Below are 2648 nucleotides of genomic sequence, written 5' to 3'. Positions count from 1 at the left end.
CTCGACAGCTTGCCGAGGCTCCGACGTGCAGGTCTCGCAGGAGGAGCTGACGCAGTACCTCATCCAGTCGGCCGCGCAGTACGGTATGGCTCCCCAGGAGTTCGTCGACGCTCTTCAGCAGGGTGGGCAGCTGCCCGCCATGGTCGGCGAGGTCGCCCGCAACAAGGCCCTCGCGATCGCCCTCGGCAAGGTGTCGGTCGTCGACACCAACGGCAAGGCGGTCGACCTGACCGGCTTCGTCGTCGAGGATGAGGCAGAGGCCGAGGTCGTCGCGGAGGCGGAGGAGATCGCCGATGAGGCTGCCGCCGCAGAGGCGAAGCCGGCGAAGAAGGCGCCCGCGCGCAAGCCCGCGGCCAAGAAGGCCGACGCGGATGCCGCCGAGGAGCCGGCCGCGAAGAAGCCCGCCGCCAAGAAGCCCGCCGCCAAGAAGGCGTCGGCGAAGAAGCCCGACGCGGAGTAAGTCGCCCGGGATCGTTTCCCCTGAAGGGCCGGATGCTGCGGCATCCGGCCCTTCGGCGTCGTCCGGGCAGCGCACGCGACACGAGGCTCCGCCGACGGCGAACACGGGCGAGGCGGCCTGCCCGCGCAGATAGATTCAATGGCGTACGGAAACCCGGAATCAGGAGTATCCATGGCTGAACCACTTGTCGCTACGAGCGTCTTCGACAGGCTGCTGAGAGACCGCATCATCTGGCTGGGGTCGGAGGTGCGCGACGAGAACGCGAACGAGATCTGCGCCAAGATCCTGCTTCTCGCGGCCGAAGACAGCGAGAAGGACATCTACCTCTACATCAACTCGCCCGGCGGCTCGATCACCGCGGGCATGGCGATCTACGACACGATGCAGTTCGTCCCGAACGACATCGTCACCGTCGGCATCGGCATGGCCGCCTCGATGGGACAGCTGCTGCTGACCGCCGGCACCAAGGGCAAGCGCTACATCACGCCGAACGCCCGCGTGCTGCTGCACCAGCCGCACGGCGGCTTCGGCGGCACGGCGAGCGACATCCAGACGCAGGCACAGCTCATCCTCGACATGAAGAAGCGTCTCGCCGAGATCACCGCCGCCCAGACCGGCAAGTCGGTCGAGCAGATCAACGCCGACGGCGACCGCGATCGGTGGTTCTCCGCCGAGGAGGCCCTGGCGTACGGCTTCGTCGACCACATCCGCGAGTCGGCCACCGATGTCATCGGCGGCGGCGGCACCAAGAACTGAAGGAACTGAGAATGAACATGCCCACCGCCGGCATCCCGCAGGGCTTCCAGATGCCCTCCAGCCGCTACATCCTGCCGCAGTTCGAGGAGCGCACCGCCTACGGCTACAAGCGTCAGGATCCGTACAACAAGCTGTTCGAGGATCGGATCATCTTCCTCGGCGTCCAGGTCGACGACGCATCGGCCGACGATGTCATGGCGCAGCTGCTCGTGCTCGAGTCTCAGGACCCGGACCGCGACATCATCATGTACATCAACTCGCCGGGCGGTTCCTTCACCGCGATGACCGCCATCTACGACACGATGCAGTTCGTGTCTCCGGAGATCCAGACGGTCGTCCTGGGGCAGGCGGCCTCCGCCGCCTCCGTGCTGCTCGCTGCCGGGGCCCCGGGCAAGCGGCTGGCGCTGCCCAATGCCCGAATCCTGATGCACCAGCCCGCCGTCGGCGAGTCTGGTCACGGTCAGGCGTCGGACATCGAGATCCAGGCCGCCGAGATCATGCGCATGCGCACGTGGCTGGAGGAGACGATGGCGCGCCACACCAACCGCACGCAGGAGCAGGTGCACAAGGACATCGACCGCGACAAGATCCTGTCGGCCTCCGAAGCGCTCGAGTACGGCGTCGTCGACCAGGTGCTGACCTCGCGCAAGCGCGTTCCGGCTGCGCTCACCTCCTGACCGGACACCACCCGACACAGGCCCCGCCGTCGCTTCGACCGCGGGGCCTCGTCAGGTGCGCAGAGTTTCACAACCGTGTCGCAATCCGGCGAGATGTCGGTCGCAGCGGTTAGGCTCGAATCGCATCCCTGAGAGCTTTCTGGAGGAGGAGCACTATGGCTCGCATCGGTGAGAGCGCCGACCTGTTCAAATGCTCCTTCTGCGGCAAGAGCCAGAAGCAGGTGCAGCAGTTGATCGCCGGTCCCGGCGTCTACATCTGCGACGAATGCGTCGAGCTGTGCAACGAGATCATCGAAGAACGCATGGCCGAGTCTTCGGACGGTGTCGTGAGCGACTTCGATCTGCCCAAGCCTCGCGAGATCTTCTCGTTCCTCGAGGAGTACGTCGTCGGTCAAGAACCGGCGAAGAGGGCTCTCGCCGTCGCCGTATACAACCACTACAAGCGCGTGCGCGCCCACGGCACCCTGCAGTCGGCCGAGCAACGTGCCGATGAGGTGGAGATCGCGAAGAGCAACATCCTCCTGCTCGGTCCCACCGGCTGCGGAAAGACCTACCTCGCCCAGACGCTCGCAAAGCGCCTCAACGTGCCCTTCGCCGTTGCGGATGCGACCGCACTGACCGAGGCCGGCTACGTCGGCGAAGACGTCGAGAACATCCTCCTGAAGCTCCTGCAGGCCGCAGACTTCGATGTGAAGCGCGCCGAGACCGGCATCATCTACATCGATGAGACTCTAGAGGATCCCCGGGACCGAGCT

At 65.8% G+C, this 2648-nt stretch carries 3 protein-coding genes and 1 pseudogene; all 4 read left to right on the top strand.

Annotation, left to right across the window (positions count from 1 at the left end; translation table 11 throughout):
* Positions 1–460: pseudogene (locus I5I_RS01185) on the top strand (trigger factor); the annotation flags it as partial.
* Positions 461–631: 171 nt separating this feature from the next.
* On the top strand, positions 632–1216 hold the full coding sequence (locus tag I5I_RS01180) for an ATP-dependent Clp protease proteolytic subunit (RefSeq protein ID WP_016465111.1): 585 nt from the start codon (positions 632–634) through the stop codon (positions 1214–1216).
* Positions 1217–1227: 11 nt separating this feature from the next.
* Positions 1228–1893 (top strand): ATP-dependent Clp protease proteolytic subunit, encoded by a 666-nt coding sequence (locus tag I5I_RS01175; RefSeq protein WP_016465112.1) that lies wholly within the window; start codon positions 1228–1230, stop codon positions 1891–1893.
* A gap of 155 nt (positions 1894–2048) precedes the next feature.
* Positions 2049–2648 (top strand): ClpX C4-type zinc finger protein (locus tag I5I_RS01170; RefSeq protein ID WP_036315401.1); only part of this gene is annotated, 600 nt, incomplete at its 3' end.

The organism is Microbacterium sp. B24, assembly GCF_000333415.1.
Taxonomy (GTDB): Bacteria; Actinomycetota; Actinomycetes; order Actinomycetales; family Microbacteriaceae; genus Microbacterium.
This window is presented reverse-complemented; position numbering and strand designations above follow the sequence as displayed.

Bases quoted from the DNA above. Each gene is read 5' to 3' on its own strand.
- I5I_RS01180 (WP_016465111.1), top strand. From the start codon at position 632: ATGGCTGAACCACTTGTCGCTACGAGCGTCTTCGACAGGCTGCTGAGA.
- I5I_RS01175 (WP_016465112.1), top strand. From the start codon at position 1,228: ATGAACATGCCCACCGCCGGCATCCCGCAGGGCTTCCAGATGCCCTCC.